Below are 18,893 nucleotides of genomic sequence, written 5' to 3' on the forward strand. Positions count from 1 at the left end.
AAATGAAAAATAAGAATTTTATATATAAAGGACTTGCCGTTGCGTTTCTGACAGGTCTGAGTTTTACCAATATCGGTTGTAGTGATTCCTATCTGGATGAAGTAGAGAATTCCGGGGCATTTAGTACTGATTCATATTTTAAAAATGAACAGCAGTCTTTTAGTGCACTGATTTCCGTATATGATGTTTTAAGGAAATATTCTGCAGGATTTGAAAATACCGTTACTTTCTTTAATGCAGGATCTGATGACTTTTATTCCGGTGGAGGAAGCTCTAGTGATGGAGCAGGTATTCAGGGAATGAATAATTATATGATCAACCCGAATACAATGCCAGCCAGCTACTGGAAAGATTACTATCAGGGAGTTGCACGGGCTAATCTTGTAATAGAAAAAGTTCCTGGGGCAAATATGAATGAGGATCTTAAGAAGAGATATATTGCAGAAGCCAGAGTTCTTCGCTCTTTATATTATTTTGAGCTCGTAAGAATGTTTGGCAATATCCCTTTGATTCTTAAAAGTATAACTGTTTCAGATGATTATTGGCATATACCACAGGCAAAACCAGGTGATGTTTATGCACAAATAGAAAATGATGTGGTTGCTTCTATTCCAGATCTGATGATGACACCTGCCATCAGTGATAAAGGACGAATTACACAGGGAACAGCCAGAGCTATATTAGGTAAAATTTATCTTTATGATAAAAAAATGCCAGAAGCCGCTGCACAATTTGCCCAGGTAAACGGTACACCTGGAGGAACCAGTCAGTATGGATACAAACTCGTGGCAGATTATGCAGATTTATTTAAAGTTGCTTTGGAATCTGATCCGGATCCAAATAAATATAAATTTTTATCAGAATCTATTCTTGAAATAATGCATACCAACAAAGGAAGCTCTGATTGGGGATTCTGGGGGCAGGGTAGAGATGAAGGAAATTCTATCAATGTGATGGTGGGTCCTCGTTCTTATTCATTAAAAAGCATTCCAAATAATGATGCACCAGATATCTATTCTGGCTGGGCATTTAATACCGTAACAGAGAATTATGTCAATTTTATGCAGGGAGATCCAAGACTGAATGTGACTGTTTTTAATGCTAAAAAACTGGTAGCGGAAGGTAAAGTCATGTATGGGCCTGCTTTTGCAGATACCGGATATTTCCTTAATAAATATTTACCTACAAATGCTTTAAAAACCTCACTTCCAGGTCCGGCAGAACTTAATTTCAGACAGAATTATATTGCAATAAGATTAGCAGATACTTATCTGATGGAAGCTGAAGCTTTAGGAGCTTCAGGAGCAAGAGCTCAGGCTTTATTAGATGCAGTAAGAACAAGAGTCGGTTTAGCATCAGTTCCGGTTTCTTTACAGGCTATTAAAGATGAAAGAAGAAGAGAGCTTGCAGGAGAAGGACACCGATGGTTCGACCTTGTCAGATGGGGAGATGCGCCTTCTAAGCTTGCTTTCAAAGGATTTAAAGCTAATAAAAATGAAATTCTTCCCATTCCGTTCAACGAATTGCCGAATACAGTTTTAAAACAAAATCCTGGTTACTAAAATATGAAGTTTCACAACTTATATAGTTTCTTTAGAGGTGCCGCACTACTTAGTGGTGTGGCCCTTTTTCCTTTATCATGTACGTCAGTGACATCCAATAAAGGAAACGAAGTGCAGTACTGGCTTACCAAAGGGGATGAAAGTGTAAAATTACAACAGCAGACTTCCGTTAAATTTGTAAACAATGCCAACAGCTTTCAGAATATTGAAATTGACGATACTCAAAAGTTTCAATATGTTGATGGCTTTGGCTATACATTAACAGGAGGAAGTGTTGAGGTAATCAACCGGTTGTCACCTTCCAAAAGAAAAGCGCTGCTTCACGAACTTTTTGGAAATGATAAAAATTCAATATCCATCAGTTATTTAAGAGTAAGCATAGGCGCATCTGATCTTGATGGTGAAGTGTTTTCATATGATGATCTTCCTGAAGGGCAGATTGATCCTTCGCTTTCAAAATTCAGTCTTTCAAAAGACAAAGCTTTGATTGGAATGCTGAAAGAGATTCTGTCAATCAATCCTTCTATTAAAATCATTGCTGCCCCATGGTCTGCTCCGGTTTGGATGAAAGACAACGGCAAATCAAAAGGAGGAAGTTTAAAACCTGAATTCTATGGGACGTATGCTCAATATTTTGTAAAATACATCCAGGGAATGAAAAAAGAAGGCATCATCATTGATGCTGTAACTCCTCAGAATGAACCATTACATCCTGGAAATAATCCAAGTTTGTATATGCCGTCTGAGCAGCAGGGAGATTTTATTAAGAACCATCTTGGTCCGGTTTTTAAAGCCAACGGAATCACTACTAAAATTGTCGTGTATGATCACAATTGCAACAAACCTGAGTATGCGATTGATATTTTAAAAGATTCTGAAGCCAATCAATATATAGATGGATCTGCTTTTCATCTGTACGAAGGAGATATTTCTGCTTTAAGTACAGTACATGATGCTTTTCCTGATAAAAACTTATATTTTACCGAGCAATGGACAGGTTCCAAAGGAACTTTTACCGAAGATCTGAACTGGCATACAAAAAATGTGATCATCGGATCTATGAGAAACTGGAGTAAAATTGCGCTGGAATGGAATCTTGCCAACGATCCGAAATTTGCCCCTCATACAGATGGCGGATGTACAGAATGTAAAGGAGCCATAACGGTTTCCGACAGTGAAAATTTCACCAGAAATGTGTCCTACTATATTATTGCACACGCTTCAAAATTTATTCCTGCAGGTTCTCAGCGCATCGCTTCCACGCAGACGGATAAACTTTCAACGGCTGCTTTTAAGACTCAATTTGGGAAAATAGTTTTAATTGTACAGAACGATAATCAGGCAGATGAGAATTTTAATATTAAATTTGCCGGCAAATCCGCTGCAGTAACAATTTCAGGACGTTCTACAGCAACCTATATTTTTTAATCGGATACTATGAAAAGAGTTTATTTCTTACTGGCATTTTCTGCATTGGGATTGAATGCTTACGGACAAAAGACCATTGATCAGAAAGTAGCAGAGCTATTGTCTAAAATGACTTTGGAAGAAAAGGTTGGACAGATGGTACAATATAGCGGCTTTGAATATGCCACAGGACCACAGCACTCCAATTCAGCTGCTGTTTTAGAAGAAATTAAAAAAGGAAAAGTAGGTTCCATGCTGAATGTAGCAGGTTCTGAAGAAACCAGAGCTTTTCAAAAGCTGGCGATGCAGTCCAGACTGAAAATTCCTTTATTGTTCGGGCAGGACGTTATCCATGGCTATCGTACCACATTCCCTGTCAATCTTGGACAGGCAGCGAGTTGGGATCTGGCTATGATCGAAAAGTCAGAAAGAATTGCAGCAACAGAAGCTGCCGCTTACGGTATTCACTGGACGTTTGCTCCTATGGTAGACATTGCCAGAGATCCAAGATGGGGAAGAGTAATGGAAGGTTCAGGAGAAGACACTTATCTTGGAACAAAAATAGGTTTAGCCAGAATTAAAGGATTTCAGGGCCGAGGCTTGGGAAGTCTTGATGCGGTAATGGCCTGTGCAAAACACTTTGCAGCCTACGGAGCCGCTGTAGGCGGAAGAGATTACAATTCTGTAGATATGAGTCTCAGACAATTGAATGAAACGTATCTTCCACCATTCAAAGCGGCAGCGGAAGCAGGAGTTGCCACTTTCATGAATTCTTTCAATGATATTAACGGAATTCCTGCAACGGCCAACCAATATATACAGAGAAACCTCTTAAAAGGAAAATGGAATTATAAAGGTTTTGTAGTGTCAGATTGGGGAAGCATCGGAGAAATGGTTCCTCATGGTTATGCTAAAGATGGTGCCGAAGCTGCTGAAAAAGCAATACAGGGCGGAAGCGATATGGATATGGAAAGCCGTGTTTATATGGCAGAACTTCCCAAATTGGTTAAAGAAGGAAAAGTAGATCCTAAACTCGTAGATGACGCAACGGGAAGAATTTTAACCAAGAAATTCGAAATGGGTCTTTTCGATGATCCTTACAGGTTCAGTAATGAGAAAAGACAGAAAGAACAGACCGATAATCAGGAAAACAGAAAATTTGGGAGAGAATTCGGATCAAAAAGTATCGTTCTTCTTAAAAACCAGGGAAATATTCTCCCGCTTTCAAAAACGACAAAAACAGTGGCTCTGATTGGCCCTTTTGGTAAAGAAACAGTAGCTAATCACGGTTTCTGGTCTGTTGCTTTCAAAGATGATAATCAAAGAATTGTTTCGCAATTTGACGGAATTAAAAACCAGCTGGATAAAAATTCTACCTTATTATATGCAAAAGGCTGCAATGTGGATGATCAGGATAAAGGCCAGTTTGCTGAAGCCATAGAAACGGCAAAAAAAGCAGATGTTGTCATCATGACGCTGGGAGAAGGCCATGCGATGAGCGGAGAAGCAAAAAGCAGAAGTAATATCGGATTTACAGGTGTTCAGGAAGATTTGTTAAAAGAAATTGCCAAAACAGGTAAACCCATCATTCTTATGATCAATGCAGGAAGACCTTTAATTTTCAACTGGGCATCAGATAATATTCCTGCCATTATGTATACATGGTGGCTGGGAACAGAAGCGGGGAACTCTATTGCAGATGTTATGTTCGGCACGGTGAATCCAGGAGGGAAACTTCCAATGACGTTTCCGAGAACTGAAGGTCAGATTCCTGTCTATTACAATCATTATAATACAGGAAGACCGGCAAAAAATAATACAGACAGAAACTATGTTTCAGCCTATATAGATCTTGATAATGATCCGAAATATCCGTTTGGATATGGCTTAAGCTATACTGATTTTAAATATTCTGATATGGTTCTAAGTTCCACAAACCTTACAGGAAATCAGACGCTGAACATCAGTGTTACTGTTTCCAATGCAGGAAAATATGACGGGGAAGAAGTGGTACAGCTGTATATCAGAGATTTGTTTGGAAAAGTAGTAAGACCCGTAAAAGAACTGAAAGGCTTCCAGAAAATATTCATCAAAAAAGGAGAAAGTAAGAAGATCGATTTTAAATTAACACCGGAAGATTTGAAATTCTTTGATGATAACTTGAATTTTGACTGGGAAGGCGGGGAATTTGATATTATGATCGGTACGGATTCTCAACATGTTCAGACCAAAAGAATTACCTGGACGAAATAAATTAAATTCAATAGGAGTGGGTTATAATCCTGAGTATGGACGAAGGAAGCCCACTTATGAAAATATAAAAAGAACGGCTTTAGCCAAAACTTAATACACATGAGAATCAAATTCAGAAATACAATAAGTACCTGTGTAATAGGAATATTCTTTCTTTCTGCTTTCAACTGTGCTTCAAACAAGCCAGATTCCCGCAGAACACTGATCTGGAATGATGAATTTAATGGCAAAGGACTTCCGGATTCATTAAAATGGAATTATGATACCGGAGGAAGCGGTTTTGGAAATGAAGAAGCTCAGTTTTATACCAAAAACAGACTTGAGAATGCCAGAATGGAAAAAGGAAATCTCATTATTGAAGCTAAAAAAGAAAATTGGGAAAACAATAAGTATACCTCTGCAAGACTTTTAACCAAAGGAAAATTTGCTTTTCAATATGGTACAGTAGAAGTCAGGGCAAAACTTCCTAAAGGCCGTGGAACCTGGCCTGCTATCTGGATGATGAGTGAAAATATGAAGAAATGGCCGGATGATGGTGAACTGGATATCATGGAACATGTGGGCTATCACCAAGGCTATATTCATGCATCCGTTCATACCAAAAAATATAATCATATCCAGGGAACGCAGAAAACAGATACCTTGTTTGTGAAGGATGCAAGCGAAAAGTTCCATGTCTATAAAGCAGACTGGACACCGGAAAAAATAGATGTTTATATAGATGATAAGAAATTTTTCACCTACGAAAATAAAGAGAGAAAGAATGAAGCATGGCCTTTCGACAGACCTTACTTTATCATTTTAAATCTTGCCGTAGGAGGATTTTGGGGTGGAAAAGAAGGCATTGATGATACGGTTTTTCCACAGAAGTATTATATAGATTATGTAAGAGTTTATCAAAATAAATAATGAAAATGAGGACCGAATGGGTCCGGAAACAGAAAAAAAATCATGAGAAAACTAATTGTAAGTTGTTTTGTAGTAGGCATTGCCATCAATATCAATGCTCAGAATTATTGGAAAAAAAATGCAGGAAAAACAGCTAAAGTGGTCCTTACCAACTCGAAAGTGAATGAGAAGATGGTGGATAAAGGAGCGGTTGAATTTGTGCAATTCGGACAGCCTAAAGAAACGGATGCCTGTATTTTTGTAGCTCCCAACTTTAAATATCAGAAACTGATAGGAATTGGCGGGGCGATTACAGATGCCTCAGCAGAGACTTTTTATAAAATGCCAAAGAATAAGCAGAAAGAAATTCTGGATGCTTATTTCGGAAAAAACGGATTGGGATACACTGTTGTTCGTACCAATATGAATTCATGTGACTTTTCCAGTGATTCTTATACTTATGTAGAAGATAATGATACTTCGTTAAAGACCTTTAATGTTGCTCATGATGAAAAGTATAAAATCCCGATGATTAAAGAAGCTCAGAAAGCCATTGGGAATAATTTTACCTTTTATTTCTCTCCATGGAGCCCGCCAGCATGGATGAAATCAAATAAAAGCTTGTATAAAGGCGGAAGATTGGAAAATCAATACTACCAGACCTGGGCAGATTATTATATCAAATTCATCAAAGAATATGAAAAAAGAGGAATTAATATCTGGGGATTAACCGTTCAGAACGAGCCTATGGCTACCCAAAGCTGGGAATCATGTATTTATACTGCTGAAGAAGAAGGAGAGTTCCTGAAAAAGAACCTTGGCCCAACGCTTTGGAAAAACGGATATAAAGATAAAAAAGTAATGATCTGGGACCACAACAGAGACTTGATCTATCAGAGAGCAACCACCACTTTAAGTGATCCGGAAACCTCAAAATACGCCCATGGTATCGGTTATCACTGGTACGAAACATGGAATAACAAAACCCAGCTTTTTGACAACTTAGCAGAAACACACAGAGCTTTTCCGGATAAATTCCTGGCTTTTACCGAAGGATGCAAAGAACAGTTCAATATGGATAAAATATATGATGTAAGCCTCGGAGAACTGTACAGCAAAAATATGCTGAACGACTTCAATAAAGGAAATGCTTTATGGACTGACTGGAATATTCTATTGGATGAAACCGGAGGACCTAATCACAAAGGAAATTTCTGCTTTGCCCCAATTATTGCTGACACCAAAACAGGAGAGGTGTTCTATACGTATGAATACTATTATATAGGACATGTCTCTAAATACATTAAGCCGAATGCCCAGAGAATTGGAAGTTCTTCCAACAGAGCAGCTTTGACGTCTTCCGCATTTATGAATGAAAACGGACAGTTGGTAACCGTTATCATGAACGATTCAGACAATGATATTGAAACCAATCTATGGATAGAAGGAATGGCTGCCAAGCTGAATGCGCCCGCACACTCTATACAGACCGTAATTTTATAAATTCATATTAATTTAATATTATTTTTGACAGTTCCGGCGGCCTCGAAGAGGCCGCCGGATTTATTTATAAGGATAATTATCAAGGTGATACAAACAAAAAACTCATGAAGTTTTTCATGAGTTTTATTTATTGTGAGCGAAACTTTGTCGGTTCGCTATTTTTTCAGGAATGATGATTATTCAGCATCATACTTGCTGATTACTCTCTGAGTAACTCCTGAGCTGCTGAAACCTCCATCATGGAAAAGGTTCTGCATCGTTACTTTCTTCGTAAGATCAGAGAATAAAGTTACGCAGTAGTCTGCACATTCAAGAGCTGTAGCATTTCCTAGTGGAGACATATCTTCTGCATATCCAAGGAATCCTCCGAAACCTTTCACACCACTACCGGCAGTAGTCATTGTTGGAGACTGAGAAACTGTATTTACACGTACTTTTCTTTCGCCCCAATAGTTTCCGAAAGTTCTTGCAATACTTTCCAGATATGCTTTGTTATCAGACATATCATTGTAGTCCGGGAATGTTCTCTGAGCTGCAATATAAGTAAGGGCCAAAATACTTCCCCATTCGTTCATACAGTCTTTTTCCCAAGCTACACGCATTACTTTATGGAAAGAAACAGCGGAAATATCCCAGCCTTTTTCCAACCAGTCGTAATTCATTTCTGTATAGTGTTTTCCTTTTCTTACGTTGATAGACATTCCGATAGAGTGAAGGATAAAGTCGATTTTTCCAAATTTTGCAACAGCGGCATCAAAAAGTTTTTCAAGATCTTCTATAGAAGTAGCATCAGCACCTATTACTTCAGAACCTGTTTTTTCTGCTAAACCATTAAGTTCTCCCATTCTCAAAGCAATAGGAGCGTTAGATAAAATGAATTCAGCACCTTCCTCATGGCATCTTTCAGCAACTTTCCATGCGATAGATTGTTCATTAAGGGCTCCAAAAATAATTCCCTTTTTGCCTTTAAGTAAACCGTATGACATAATTTTTTAATGTTTATTATACTACAAATGTAACAATAATTGTGCTTATGGCATAATAAAAAATGGAGCCTTATCAATTTAAGACTCCATTTTATTGAAAATATTTATATGACTGAATTACTAATTGGTTTTCTTATTCCATTCTGCCTTTACATCCTCCGCTGCATCTTTGGTTTTTTCCCATGCTTCATCTGCTTTATCCTTAATATCCTCCCAGGCATCGGATACATTAGCTTTTACCCTGTCCAGCCAGTCTTCCTGGCTCGCTTCCTGATCATTATTCCTCTTCTCATTGATATAATCTTTAGCCTTATCTGCCAATTCATCGATTTTCCATTTGGCTTTGTCCGTTGCATTCTGTAAAGAATTTTCTACATTGTTTACTGCATTTTCCGCTTTGTTGTACTCTGAATTGTTCATAATAGTATAAATTTTAATTTGGTATAAGTAATTAAACAATAACCATTCCTAAAACTGAAGGTCATTGTTAAACTTTTCATAATGTTTTGTTATATTTTTCAAAATCAGTAGTAACTTTAACCTATAAAATATGATAATTATGGAAACTATCCGCTGTGGCTGGTGTGAAAAAGATGACCTCTATAGAAAGTATCATGATACAGAGTGGGGAACACCTGTTTATGATGATGAAACAATATTTGAATTCCTGATTCTTGAGAGTTTTCAGGCCGGATTAAGCTGGTATACGATTTTATCCAAAAGAGAAAATTTCAGAAACGCTTTTGATCATTTTGATTATAAAAAAGTAGCAGCATATTCTGACAAAAAGATTGAGGAATTGATGGATAATCCGGGAATTATCAGAAACAGACTTAAAATTATGGCAGCAGTTACCAATGCTCAAAGATTTATAGATATTCAGAAAGAATTTGGAAGCTTTTCCAGCTATATCTGGGGTTTTGTAGACGGAAAGCCCATCGATAACAAACCTGAAAAATTGTCTGACGTTCCCGCGACAACAGAGATTTCTGATCTGATCTCCAAAGACCTCAAAAAAAGAGGATTCAAATTTGTTGGTTCTACAGTTATTTATGCCCATATGCAGGCTACAGGAATGGTCAATGATCATTTAAAAAGCTGCTTTATCAGAAAATGATAACTTATTGATATTTTTGTATCATCAAAAAAATGAAACCTCTGTTGAAATATGAAGAAAATAGGAATCATAGGTTATGGCTGGCTGGGAGAAAGACTTGCTGCTTTCTTATCTGAAAAATACACTTTATCAGCGACAACAACCACCGAAAACAAGGTAAATCAGCTGAGTGCAAAAGGAATACATGCTGTGATAGCTTCTTTTCCGGATTATCAGCTGGCAGAGCCTCTTTCTCAATGGGAAGAAATAAATAATATGGACGCTTTGATTATTACAATCCCTGTTTCTGAAAAAAGTTGTTGTGTAAGTTCTTTGTATAACAGAATTCAGAATTTGTCAGCCTTTATCGGTGATTTTAAAGGGCAGATGTTTCTGATGAGTTCTACAGGTGTTTACCCCGATATTGCCAAAGAATTTACAGAGGAAGATGTTCCATTAGTGAACGTATCAGGGGAAAGAATGCTTAGAAATAAGTTTCCGCAGCTCAATATTCTGAGACTTGGCGGTTTGATGGGAGATAACAGACTTCTGAAAAACTATAATGTGAGCAATCTGGATCACGCTGTAAATCATATTCATTATGCTGATATCAGCGGGATTATCTCAGAAATGATTGAACAGAAAAGTGAATCAAAACTATATAATGTTACCGCCCCCATTCATCCGGCAAAAAGCCAGGTGATTAACGCACAGAAAAATATTGAAGATGATGAAGTATTTGAGGTGAAAGGGAAGAAGGTTCTGTCTTCAAAGCTGGTCTCAGAACTGGATTACGTATTTCAGTATCCGGATCCGAGAACATTTCATTTATAACTATGGTATTTGTTTCATTTTAATTACAGAATTTCCTTTACCACCTTTGTCATTCCGTAGGAATCCCGACACTGTTTTTCAACTTCTATATTTGGATCTCTACAGAATGAGAAAGGTGAGTGGTAAGTTTATTCATCGTGAAAGAATCAATATTTTCAGCAAGATACAATTCAATAGCAACGGGCTTTAGCCCGTTTTCAAAAAAGATAAAATTCCATCGGCTTCAGCCAAAATCTAATAAAAAAACCTCCGGAATCTGCTTCCGGAGGTTTTATCTTTATTATCAATAAATAATTACTTAATAATTCTTTCCAATACCCATTCAATAAGGTTTTTCTCGGAAGCGTGGTGGTCTGCAGAGAATTCTCCACGTCTTCTGTTGGCAATCACGTTATTCACCGTAATGGCTTTGTGTCCTAATAATTTTGAAAGAGCATAGATGGCAGAAGTTTCCATCTCGAAATTGGTAATTCCAAGATCATTCAATGTTTCAAGGAATTGATCATCTACCGCTTTTAAACGAAGCTGTCTTCCCTGTGGAGCATAGAATCCCGGGAATGTAGCTGTATTTCCGTGGTATTTGGCATCTTTGTAGTATGCTCCCATTTCTTCCGCCCAGTCTGAGAAATAAAGCATCGGCTTGATTCTTTCGTAAGGGAATTTTTCCATGAAGCTTTTAGAAAACTCATTTTCGAAGTTGTAGTCCTGGTAGAAGTGCATCAATCCGTCTAAACCTACAACATTCTGCGTTACCAGCATATTGTCAACCTGTACATCAGGGTTTACACTTCCGCAAGTTCCCATACGGAAAAGCTCAAGCGCTTTGTGCTCAGTCTTGAATGCTTTGTTTTGAAGATCAATGTTCACCAAAGCATCCAGTTCGTTCATCACGATATCGATGTTTTCAGTTCCGATCCCGGTAGACATTACGGTGATTCTTTCTCCACGAAGTGTTCCTGTATGCGTATAGAATTCTCTTTTATTTTTTTTGATTTCTACAGTATCAAAGTATTTTGAAACTTTTGCCACTCTGTCAGGATCACCTACAAGAATGATTTTGTCAGCAATATCTTCAGGTAAAAGATTCAGGTGGTATACACTTCCGTCTTCATTCAGAACAAGTTCTGAGGCAGCAAGTTTGTTTAGCATAATATGTATATTTTTTGTTTTTTTAATTAATCATAATGGCTTCTTTATAAGGAGATGCCATCACCCCGTAAATGTCATTGTATTCTTTTACAATTCTTTTCTGGCCGTTCATTACCTCATACACCGTAATAACTGTCTTTTCAATGTTTTTAGGGTCTTTCCTCTGTGAAGTGATTTCGTAGAAGTGATCATCCTTTTTAAGAATAGAAAGCAGTTCTTCCTTTGTTGAATTGTTGGAAGTCATCATTCCGGGGAACTCTGTAACAATATCTTTCAGATCAGAATAGTTTTTATAAGGCTTGGTTACTCCATTGGAATGTACATAGACATTGGGAATATTTTTATCTTTTTCCAGGCGGACCAAATAATAATCAGATCCTCTTTTCTCTGCATATACAGCCATTTCCTGAGGCTTTCCGGATGTCTTTTCCGGCTGCTTTTTTTCTGGGAAAATGCCATCATAGAAAGGAAACTTGCCATAACAGCAAACCATAGTTTTGTTTTCATACTCCTATTTAGTTTTTTTGATGTGTTGAATTTAATTTTAAAAAATCCTCTCCCAATAATCTCCAGCCATTATTTTCCGGTATTTCGAAGAACCGTTCTCTTTAGAATAATGAATTTGATTTCGGGGTTTAAAATTAGTGAAAAATATTGTACCAGAAATATAAACATTATTTAATCTGTTATTAAAACTGAGATAACATCAGATGAATACTTTTGCCGCTAAAAATTCATGAGATCTTATCCACTGCTTGTAATCGTCCTTCTGATAGGATTTGCAGTAATGTCTTTTAATCCTGTTGATAAAGGAAAAGAAAGTGAAAATACATTTGTCAATAAAGGGTTGTCCGACTTTAAAACCAAGCTTGAACAGCTGAAATCAGATGTTGATAAGTTTTCCGAAGACCGTATTTCCCTGGAAGAACTGCAAAAATCATTGAGCAGTACAAGAAATTCATTCAAAGAAGTTGAATTCTATATCGCTTATCATTATCCTGAATTTACCAAAACCCATCTTAACGCAGCACCTTTGTTTCACATTGAGGCGGCTGGAACATCTTCATATACACTTCCCCCGGAAGGATTGCAGGTGCTTGATGAACTTATATTTTCAGAGGAAGCAGAAAATGAGAAAGAAAAGATCAAAACCATTACCACCTTTTTATATAACAGCTATTCAGGTTTTTATTTAAGTGCTTTAAAAAATGGGTTGAGCAAGGGCAACAACAAAACATTGCCCTTGCGTATAGAGCTGATCAGAATCTATTCCCTTGGGGTTTCTGGTTTTGATACTCCAGGCTCTCTGAATATTTCTGAGGAAACAAGCCATGCTCTTGCAGGAATACAGAAATACATTAATGATGATCTTTATTTTAAAAATTATAATACTGAAAAGGCTGACCAGATTTTAACAGAAGCTATCAGCTATCTTTCAAAGAATACCGATTTTGAAACTTTCGACAGAATTGAGTTTTATAAGAAATATGTACAGCCTTTATACGAAGAGTTCGGGAAATGGGATGGCAGACCAGATGACCTTAAAGAATTCTCAGGATGGAATGTGGGAAACAAAAACTTTTTCAGCAGTGATTTTTTGGATCCTTATTTTTATACCTTATTGAAATCTTCTGAAGATAATCCTGAACTCCGAAACCTTGGAAAATCCATTTTCTACGATCAGAACTTAAGTGGTAACGGGAAAATGAGCTGTGCAACCTGCCACCTTCAGGAAAATGCCTTTACAGATCTGAAAGCAAAATCACAAAGTAATGTTGAAGGGAAAACAGTGTTGAGAAATTCGCCCTCTTTATATAATGCTGTTTTTGCCAAGAGGTTTTTCTATGATCTTCGTGCTTTCTATTTAGAACAACAGGCGGAGCATGTTATTTATAATGAACAGGAATTTAATACCAGCTATGAAAGCATTATCCAGAAATTAAAAACAAAAACTGAGTATAAAAAAGCATTCCGAAATGCCTTCAAGGATGGAAAAATCAGCAAAGAAAATTTCTCGAAAGCATTAAGTTCTTATGTGGCTTCCCTGTACTCGTTTGACAGCGATTTTGATCGTTTTATGAGGAATGAAAAAAATGTTTCCGATGATGTGAAAAAAGGATTCAACCTGTTTATGGGAAAAGCCAATTGTGCAACCTGTCATTTTGCACCCACATTTTCCGGATTGGTACCTCCATTTTTTAATGAAAATGAATCTGAAGTCCTAGGAATAACTACAAGGCCAATCAAACAGCTTCCTGTAGAGCTTGATCAGGATTTAGGAAGAGGAAACAGCCCTGTAAAAAAGGAAAAATCATGGATTTATGATTATTCTTTTAAAACCGTAACGGTGAGAAATATTGCCCTTACCAAACCGTATTTCCATAACGGAGCTTTCAATACCTTAGAAGAAGTTCTGGATTTTTATAATGAAGGCGGGGGAGAAGGATTGGGATTAAAAATGAAAAACCAGACGCTGGCACCGGATAAATTAAACCTTACCGAAACAGAAATAAAGCAGATCATCGCCTTTCTGAATGCTCTTACGGATGTGAGTAAAGCGAAATAGGCGGGTTACGGGGTTTGAGGGTTGGAGCGTGGGAGAGTTTGAGAGTGAGAGTGTAGAGATTCATGATTTCGGGTTTGTGAGAACCGAGATTCGGTAGGAATGATAGGGTTTTAATAAAAATAGGCTAAATTTTGAAACTTGTGTAAATGTGATCTACGAAGGTTTCAGAATTTAGCCTAAAGTTGTACAGATTGGATCAACCTGTCTGTTTATTTGTTTTGGATCAGCTTTTCCAGCTTATCAATCATTTCCTGCTGTTGTTTTAGCATACGCTCATACAGTTCAACCATTTTGTCAAGAGGATTGAAAGTGGGTTGGTTATTAAAAAAGGCTGGTTGTTGACAATTATCAAAAGAGGCTGTATTAGAAATAATATTTATCGCTTGTTCTTCATCAAAATTCTCAATAGCTTCTGTCGGAACCTTCAAAATTTGAGCTACCTGCGCCAAAACATCAGACTCTACAACTTCTTTTTGTTCCAAAAGAGAGATTTTCTTCTGATTCCAGTCGTCACCTAATTCAAAAGCTAAAGCTTCCTGCTTGATACCAAGCATTTCACGGAAACGTTTAATATTTCTGCCCTGATGTATTTTTTTGTTTTGCATAGCTGTGTCAATCATAATAACAAATATAAAGTTTTAAGAGATAAGAATAAAGCTCGTTTTTAAAATAAATTATCTTCTAAAATACTCATGTTTTTGAATAAAATTTCCTTTCTCTTACAGATTTGTTATGTCGAATATATTGTGCTTGCCATCAATCTATAAATAAAATAATTACACTTCATTCCAAATTATGTATGCATCAAACCCAAAACCTCGCACCTCGTATTCCAAACTTCACATCTCACAATTTGTATCCCGCAACTTCAACACTCTCACTCTAAAACCCTCCCACACTCCAACCCTCGAACTCCTCACCGCTTAACACAAAATTAATCCCCTTAACATTAGGTTTTTGATAAGTTAATATTGGGTGATTTAGATTTAAAATCCTATTAACAGAGAAAAAGCTCTAAAAAAATAGTTTTGCAAGGTCTAATAAATCAAATAAAAAATGAAGAAAAAACTACTAACAGTGGGAGCTTTGGCTATACTGGCCAGTTCTGGTCTTCAGGCGCAGACCTTGATATTCAATAAGAATGCGTCATGGAGCTATAAAGATAACAACCAGGCGCAGCCAGCCGGTTGGAATGCTCAGACGTATGACATTTCAACATGGGCAGTAGGAAACGGTCCGCTAGGATATGGAGATCCTGTAACTACTACCATCAATTCAGGGCTTACGACAGCTTATTTTGCTAAAGATTTTACAGTAGATCTTTCAACACTTTCCGATACGATGGAACTTGGAGTAATGAGAGACGATGGTATCATTGTGTACCTTAACGGAGAAGAAGTTGTAAGAGATAATATGCCTGCAGGTGCAGTTACATTCAATACTTTCTCCAGTACTACTATTGATGGGGCAGCAGAGAGTGTTTATAACATTTTCTCTATTCCAAAATCCAAGTTTGTAAATGGTGTTAACAGATTTTCTATTGAATTACACAACAGAAGTACCACCAGTTCAGATTTAAGAATTGATGCTTATCTGAAAACAACCACCAATACAACTATTCCTGTAGCTTGTAACGGAACACACATCAGCTGCTTTACTTCCATTGTTCCTACAGCACAGACTAATAAATTAATTCTCCCTGCTGAACACAAATACCAGCTGATTTTAAAAGAAGGAGACAACTATACTGAAGGCGGAGGATTGGTTGGTGGTCAGAATGACTTTACCGCTTATGTTCCAAAAACAGGAAGCAGTACCAATGGATATCTATCTGTAAACCATGAGACGAATCCTGGAGGAGTTACCATGGCTGAAATTAACTATAATGCGACTTCAAAACTTTGGCAGCTGACAAAATCAAGAGCCGTAAGTTTCTCAGATCCAAGTTTGGTGCAAACCATCAGAAACTGTTCAGGAGGAATTACGCCTTGGGGAACAGTGGTAACGGCAGAAGAATCTGTTACTTCTAATGATGTGAACAATGACGGTCACAAAGATTACGGTTGGTTGGTAGAAATTGATCCTGCTACAGCACAGGTTATTTCTAAAAATGCTGACGGTACCAAAGGAAAACTATGGCAGATGGGCATCATGAATCATGAGAATGTAGTGATTAATAATGCAGGAACTATAGCTTATTATGGAGAAGACGGTGGAACTCACCTGGTGTACAAATATGTAATGGATACTCCTAATGATCTATCTTCAGGAAACCTTTATGTATTAAAACTGGATCAGGGGTTAACGGCTGCAGGAGATCCGGTAGGAACTACAGCAACATGGATTCAGGTTCCGAATAAAGAAAAAGCAGATCAGAATAATACCAATACCAATGCTCTGACTTTGGGAGGAACAAAATTTAATGGAGTAGAGGATGTTGATATCAGCCCGCTGGATGGTAAAATCTATTTTACAGCCAAAGGATTAGACAGGGTATATCGTCTGCAGGATAACGGAACGACGGCTTCTCAGGTAGAAACATTTGTAGGAGGAGGTTCTTCGGTATATTCTTTCAATACCGCTCAGGGAATGAAGTCTGAAGCATGGGGAGACGGAAATGACAACCTTACTTTCGATGAACTTGGAAACCTTTGGGTACTTCAGGACGGAGGAAAAAACTATATCTGGGTAATTGCTCCTGATCATACACAAGCCAACCCTAAAGTAAGATTGTTTGCTTCTATGCCGGCAGGTTCAGAGCCTACAGGTCTTACTTTCACACCAGATCATAAATTTGGTTTCTTCTCTATTCAACACCCGGATTCTACAATCTCTACAGATGTAGATGCAACAGGGAATACAATTGATTACAGAGGAAAATCAGCAACGATTGTCATTGCACTTAAAAATAACCTTGGAACAGAAGGTACTTTAGGAACTATTGATTCCAAAACTGCAGAAAATACAGTAACGGTAGCACCTAACCCAACTTCAGGAATCGTAAAAATCAATTCTGTAAAAGGATTGAAAGATATTTCTGTAACAGCTTACAGCATGGATGGGAAAATCGTTTACACAAAGAAATTCAACGGAACGAACAAAGTATTGGACCTTGATTTCACACAGCAGTTGGAAGGATCACGAGTTTTAGTTTTAAATATTGAAGCTGAAGGAGGATTCCAGAAAACAGTTAAACTTGTAAAGAAATAAATTATTTATAATTCTTGTCTGTCGGCAGCTTGGGTTGCTGGCAGACCTTTTATTTTTATGAAAAAGCTTTTCTTATTGATTTCCATCCTCTCACTTTCTCAGATCAAAGCACAGATTGATCCGGTGAAATATCCCACTTTTACCAATATTGAAGAGGCTTTAAGGAGTGATAAAACGGTTTACAGCATGAGTTTCAGAGAGAAAGGTCTTTTTAATATTCCTCCTCAGATCGTAAAACTGAATTCATTGTTCTTTTTGAATATCATGGCCAATAAGCTTGAGAAAATGGATCATGAGCTCTTTACCTTAAAAGAACTGGAAATTTTAAATGTGAATGAAAACAGCATTAAATATATTCCGGATGAGGTAAGCAATCTGAAGAAACTGACTACTTTTTCAATGAATCTGAACAGTTTGACAAGTATTAATCCTAATCTCGCAAAACTTCAGAACCTAAAAGTTGTCCATTTTGACGCCAATAATCTGAACACTTTTCCCGAAGCCCTTATGGAAATTCCCACACTGGAAGAAATAAACCTTCAGGGAAACCAGATCAGCTTTATTGCAGACAGACTTAATCAGATCAAAAACCTGAAATTTCTCAACCTTTCAGATAATCAGATCAATGACCTTGGGAATTTGTCTTTTCCTGACAATTTAAAATATCTTGAACTGCAACAGAATGCTATTATGAAACTTCCGGAAAACCTTTTCAAAGCAAAGAATCTGGAATTTTTGAATGTAAGTGGAAATAATATCACAGAAATATCGCCCAAAGTAAAAGGGCTGAAAAATATTGTCAGCATGAATCTGGCCAACAATAATCTGAAAGACATTCCTGTAGAAATCAAACAGCTTAAAAATCTGAAAACATTGATTCTTACAGGAAATCCTATAGAAAAATCTACCATTGAAAACTTAAAAACCTTACTGTCGGGAACCCAGATCTATTTCTAGAACTATCCGCCAACACGTTTGGTTTTATAGCCCATTTCTTTAAGGATATTCATGATTTTATCACGGTTATCCCCTTGAATGATAATCGTTCCATCCTTCTCAGAGCCGCCTATACCCAAGGTGGTTTTTATTTTTTTTGAGATTTTTTTCAGGTCTTCCTCACTGCCTTCCCAGCCTTCAACAATCGTTACAGGCTTACCGTTTCTTCCTTTTTTCTCAAATTTGCATACCAAAGGCTCTTTCTGCTTGAATTGCTCTTCAGGCATCTCAAAATCCTGCTCTTCATGATCAGGAAAAAGATTCTTCAATTGATCTCGTAAATCCATACTGCAAAATTAAAAAGATTTACTGATTAATGAAGGGTAATAATCAACGAAATTTTAATTTTTCTAACCCTGTCAAGGTCACAAAAAATTTGATACAAGTTAATTTCGATTCTGTATAAGTTTTTATATTTTTAACCGTTTGATAAGATATCTTTA

General features: G+C 37.1%; 16 protein-coding genes. 10 read left to right on the top strand and 6 right to left on the bottom strand.

Annotated elements, in window-relative coordinates; genetic code table 11:
• Positions 1-2: 2 nt before the first annotated feature.
• The 5 genes from RAH34_RS11545 to RAH34_RS11565 all read left to right on the top strand — a co-directional run bounded on the left by RAH34_RS11545 (position 3) and on the right by RAH34_RS11565 (position 7,613).
• Positions 3-1,562, top strand: a complete 1,560-nt coding sequence (locus RAH34_RS11545; protein ID WP_306596246.1) for a RagB/SusD family nutrient uptake outer membrane protein — start codon at positions 3-5, stop codon at positions 1,560-1,562.
• A gap of 3 nt (positions 1,563-1,565) precedes the next feature.
• Entirely contained in the window at positions 1,566-2,990 is a 1,425-nt protein-coding gene (locus tag RAH34_RS11550) for a glycoside hydrolase family 30 beta sandwich domain-containing protein (RefSeq protein ID WP_306596247.1), read from the top strand.
• A 9-nt stretch (positions 2,991-2,999) separates the two neighbouring features.
• A complete protein-coding gene (locus RAH34_RS11555) occupies positions 3,000-5,222 on the top strand; it encodes a glycoside hydrolase family 3 N-terminal domain-containing protein (RefSeq protein WP_306596248.1) in 2,223 nt (740 codons plus the stop codon).
• A gap of 99 nt (positions 5,223-5,321) precedes the next feature.
• Positions 5,322-6,131, top strand: coding sequence for a glycoside hydrolase family 16 protein (locus RAH34_RS11560; protein WP_306596249.1), 810 nt, complete (start codon positions 5,322-5,324; stop codon positions 6,129-6,131).
• A 42-nt stretch (positions 6,132-6,173) separates the two neighbouring features.
• Positions 6,174-7,613: a glycoside hydrolase family 30 protein gene (locus RAH34_RS11565; RefSeq protein ID WP_306596250.1), complete on the top strand. Its 1,440-nt coding sequence runs from the start codon at positions 6,174-6,176 to the stop codon at positions 7,611-7,613.
• A 176-nt stretch (positions 7,614-7,789) separates the two neighbouring features.
• Here RAH34_RS11565 and RAH34_RS11570 read toward each other — a convergent pair whose 3' ends face one another.
• A complete protein-coding gene (locus RAH34_RS11570) occupies positions 7,790-8,599 on the bottom strand; it encodes an enoyl-ACP reductase (protein WP_062670284.1) in 810 nt (269 codons plus the stop codon).
• Between the two features lie 120 nt (positions 8,600-8,719).
• Positions 8,720-9,019 carry a hypothetical protein gene (locus RAH34_RS11575; RefSeq protein WP_114821904.1) on the bottom strand — a complete coding sequence of 100 codons (300 nt, stop codon included), beginning with the start codon at positions 9,017-9,019 and terminating at the stop codon, positions 8,720-8,722.
• A 139-nt stretch (positions 9,020-9,158) separates the two neighbouring features.
• Here RAH34_RS11575 and RAH34_RS11580 point away from each other — a divergent pair, with 139 nt between their 5' ends.
• Both RAH34_RS11580 and RAH34_RS11585 read left to right on the top strand, forming a co-directional pair.
• Entirely contained in the window at positions 9,159-9,716 is a 558-nt protein-coding gene (locus RAH34_RS11580) for a DNA-3-methyladenine glycosylase I (protein WP_306596251.1), read from the top strand.
• A 51-nt stretch (positions 9,717-9,767) separates the two neighbouring features.
• Positions 9,768-10,529 carry an NAD-binding protein gene (locus RAH34_RS11585; protein WP_306596252.1) on the top strand — a complete coding sequence of 254 codons (762 nt, stop codon included), beginning with the start codon at positions 9,768-9,770 and terminating at the stop codon, positions 10,527-10,529.
• Positions 10,530-10,823: 294 nt separating this feature from the next.
• Here the strand turns inward: RAH34_RS11585 and RAH34_RS11590 are convergent, their stop codons facing one another.
• Together RAH34_RS11590 and RAH34_RS11595 are read right to left on the bottom strand one after the other, a co-directional pair.
• Complete coding sequence (locus RAH34_RS11590; RefSeq protein ID WP_114821902.1) at positions 10,824-11,678, bottom strand: nucleoside phosphorylase; 855 nt, start codon at positions 11,676-11,678, stop codon at positions 10,824-10,826.
• 22 nt (positions 11,679-11,700) lie between these two features.
• Positions 11,701-12,171 (bottom strand): hypothetical protein, encoded by a 471-nt coding sequence (locus RAH34_RS11595; protein WP_306596253.1) that lies wholly within the window; start codon positions 12,169-12,171, stop codon positions 11,701-11,703.
• A gap of 243 nt (positions 12,172-12,414) precedes the next feature.
• Here RAH34_RS11595 and RAH34_RS11600 point away from each other — a divergent pair, with 243 nt between their 5' ends.
• On the top strand, positions 12,415-14,244 hold the full coding sequence (locus RAH34_RS11600) for a cytochrome-c peroxidase (protein WP_306596254.1): 1,830 nt from the start codon (positions 12,415-12,417) through the stop codon (positions 14,242-14,244).
• A gap of 209 nt (positions 14,245-14,453) precedes the next feature.
• Here the strand turns inward: RAH34_RS11600 and RAH34_RS11605 are convergent, their stop codons facing one another.
• Entirely contained in the window at positions 14,454-14,864 is a 411-nt protein-coding gene (locus RAH34_RS11605) for a helix-turn-helix transcriptional regulator (protein ID WP_114821900.1), read from the bottom strand.
• A gap of 436 nt (positions 14,865-15,300) precedes the next feature.
• Here RAH34_RS11605 and RAH34_RS11610 point away from each other — a divergent pair, with 436 nt between their 5' ends.
• Positions 15,301-17,454 (top strand): alkaline phosphatase PhoX, encoded by a 2,154-nt coding sequence (locus RAH34_RS11610; protein ID WP_114821899.1) that lies wholly within the window; start codon positions 15,301-15,303, stop codon positions 17,452-17,454.
• A 57-nt stretch (positions 17,455-17,511) separates the two neighbouring features.
• The gene (locus tag RAH34_RS11615) at positions 17,512-18,411 is read left to right on the top strand and encodes a leucine-rich repeat domain-containing protein (protein ID WP_114821898.1); all 900 of its coding nucleotides are present in this window, start codon (positions 17,512-17,514) and stop codon (positions 18,409-18,411) included.
• Between the two features lie 2 nt (positions 18,412-18,413).
• On the opposite strand, the gene RAH34_RS11620 is transcribed toward RAH34_RS11615, so the two are convergent.
• On the bottom strand, positions 18,414-18,737 hold the full coding sequence (locus RAH34_RS11620; protein WP_034696743.1) for a translation initiation factor: 324 nt from the start codon (positions 18,735-18,737) through the stop codon (positions 18,414-18,416).
• Positions 18,738-18,893: the final 156 nt, after the last annotated feature.

This window comes from Chryseobacterium sp. WLY505 (assembly GCF_030846215.1).
Taxonomy (GTDB): domain Bacteria; phylum Bacteroidota; class Bacteroidia; order Flavobacteriales; family Weeksellaceae; genus Chryseobacterium.

Coding starts and splice junctions, on each gene's coding strand:
- RAH34_RS11590 (WP_114821902.1), bottom strand. CDS start 11,678: ATGCTAAACAAACTTGCTGCCTCAGAACTTGTTCTGAATGAAGACGGA.
- RAH34_RS11550 (WP_306596247.1), top strand. CDS start 1,566: ATGAAGTTTCACAACTTATATAGTTTCTTTAGAGGTGCCGCACTACTT.
- RAH34_RS11595 (WP_306596253.1), bottom strand. CDS start 12,171: ATGGTTTGCTGTTATGGCAAGTTTCCTTTCTATGATGGCATTTTCCCA.
- RAH34_RS11615 (WP_114821898.1), top strand. CDS start 17,512: ATGAAAAAGCTTTTCTTATTGATTTCCATCCTCTCACTTTCTCAGATC.
- RAH34_RS11560 (WP_306596249.1), top strand. CDS start 5,322: ATGAGAATCAAATTCAGAAATACAATAAGTACCTGTGTAATAGGAATA.
- RAH34_RS11610 (WP_114821899.1), top strand. CDS start 15,301: ATGAAGAAAAAACTACTAACAGTGGGAGCTTTGGCTATACTGGCCAGT.
- RAH34_RS11620 (WP_034696743.1), bottom strand. CDS start 18,737: ATGGATTTACGAGATCAATTGAAGAATCTTTTTCCTGATCATGAAGAG.
- RAH34_RS11545 (WP_306596246.1), top strand. CDS start 3: ATGAAAAATAAGAATTTTATATATAAAGGACTTGCCGTTGCGTTTCTG.
- RAH34_RS11575 (WP_114821904.1), bottom strand. CDS start 9,019: ATGAACAATTCAGAGTACAACAAAGCGGAAAATGCAGTAAACAATGTA.
- RAH34_RS11565 (WP_306596250.1), top strand. CDS start 6,174: ATGAGAAAACTAATTGTAAGTTGTTTTGTAGTAGGCATTGCCATCAAT.
- RAH34_RS11580 (WP_306596251.1), top strand. CDS start 9,159: ATGGAAACTATCCGCTGTGGCTGGTGTGAAAAAGATGACCTCTATAGA.
- RAH34_RS11600 (WP_306596254.1), top strand. CDS start 12,415: ATGAGATCTTATCCACTGCTTGTAATCGTCCTTCTGATAGGATTTGCA.
- RAH34_RS11555 (WP_306596248.1), top strand. CDS start 3,000: ATGAAAAGAGTTTATTTCTTACTGGCATTTTCTGCATTGGGATTGAAT.
- RAH34_RS11605 (WP_114821900.1), bottom strand. CDS start 14,864: ATGATTGACACAGCTATGCAAAACAAAAAAATACATCAGGGCAGAAAT.
- RAH34_RS11570 (WP_062670284.1), bottom strand. CDS start 8,599: ATGTCATACGGTTTACTTAAAGGCAAAAAGGGAATTATTTTTGGAGCC.
- RAH34_RS11585 (WP_306596252.1), top strand. CDS start 9,768: ATGAAGAAAATAGGAATCATAGGTTATGGCTGGCTGGGAGAAAGACTT.